The 1,272-nt window shown below is 32.8% G+C and carries 2 protein-coding genes; one reads left to right on the plus strand and one right to left on the minus strand.

The genetic code is table 11. The features are described 5' to 3' along the window. Window positions 1-99 precede the first annotated feature (99 nt). Window positions 100-780, plus strand: coding sequence for a lysoplasmalogenase (locus tag V7183_RS00530; RefSeq protein ID WP_335358380.1), 681 nt, complete (start codon window positions 100-102; stop codon window positions 778-780). A 66-nt stretch (window positions 781-846) separates the two neighbouring features. On the opposite strand, the gene V7183_RS00535 is transcribed toward V7183_RS00530, so the two are convergent. Continuing rightward, window positions 847-1,131, minus strand: a complete 285-nt coding sequence (locus V7183_RS00535; RefSeq protein ID WP_097898727.1) for a hypothetical protein — start codon at window positions 1,129-1,131, stop codon at window positions 847-849. Window positions 1,132-1,272: the final 141 nt, after the last annotated feature.

The raw sequence follows: 1,272 nt of genomic DNA on the forward strand, positions 1-1,272 counted from the left end.
GTGGGGATGAAGAAAACCCTCGCTGATTCAAGTTTTACTTTATTGGTAAAATAGCATTTTGAGTTCAGATACATATCCATTTGTTGAGGAGAACACATTATGAATGAAATTTATATTTTATTAATTGGACAAATTATTATATTTGTTGCCGGTGCCATTTATGCGATAGCGCAGACAAATCAAACACGAGGAAATAGACCATTACCATTAGTTATCCGCCTTATCCTTAGTTTTTCTTTAACTATTGGTGCGATTTGGATATGGTTACAAGATCCATCTATAGCGTATCATCAATGGGTTGCAATTGGCATGACGTTATCTACATTAGGTGATTTATTTATGGCAGGATTGATTCCATTTGGTCATCGATTAATTGGAGGAATGGTGGCCTTTGCGATTGCCCATTGTTTTTATGTAACAGCATTTTTGCAAACGGGTATTTCATGGAATGGCTTTTGGATCGGTCTACTTGTATATGGTTTATTTTTAATTATTGGTTGGTTCTTTTTTATTCGAAACCCCAATCAAGATAAGTTGTTTACTTTAGGTGCACTCATTTACGGTTTATGGGTGGGCGGAATGGCTTGTTTTGCATTTGCCTTGTATTATGCGAATCATGGAGTATGGTGGGTACCAGCATTTGGTGGATTGCTATTTGTGATTTCTGATTTCATTATTGGTGTTACAGATATTGGTGGACGGAAAGTAAAGTATGACCCACTTTGGATTTGGCTAACATATGTTGCCGCACAGATGTGTATTATATATGTAGGAATATGATAAAAGAGGATATCTCTAAAAATAGCTATTGAGTTATTTTTAAGATATCCTCTTTTTGAGTACGTGTTATGCTACGATGTTCTTTTGTTGTAAAGCGGAATGACTATATTCGTCTGCGGCCTTATAACCTTGAGAGAGTAGCTCATTTATGTATATTTTATTATAAATAAAGCAGAAAACTAAATTAGAGAATCCAAATGTAAAAAAACTTGCAATTAAGATAATTAAAAACCATTTCCAATCTCCACGGAATATAGTAGGGAAAAAACCGAAGAAAAAGACAGTCCAGCTAAAACCTAGTTTTGCTTGTTTAATTTGTCCGGTATTTTCGTTTTTTAACATAACTTTCATAGAAAATAAGTCCTCCTTGGATATTATGTAATTTATAAAAAGACAAAATCTAGTATATCAAAATCTTACATTCAAGAATATTATTCAGAATATATTTATAAAATTTTATGGGTTTTATCTTACTTTTTTCTAGATCTTCAG

The organism is Bacillus sp. JJ1127, from assembly GCF_036965845.1.
Lineage (GTDB): Bacteria > Bacillota > Bacilli > Bacillales > Bacillaceae_G > Bacillus_A.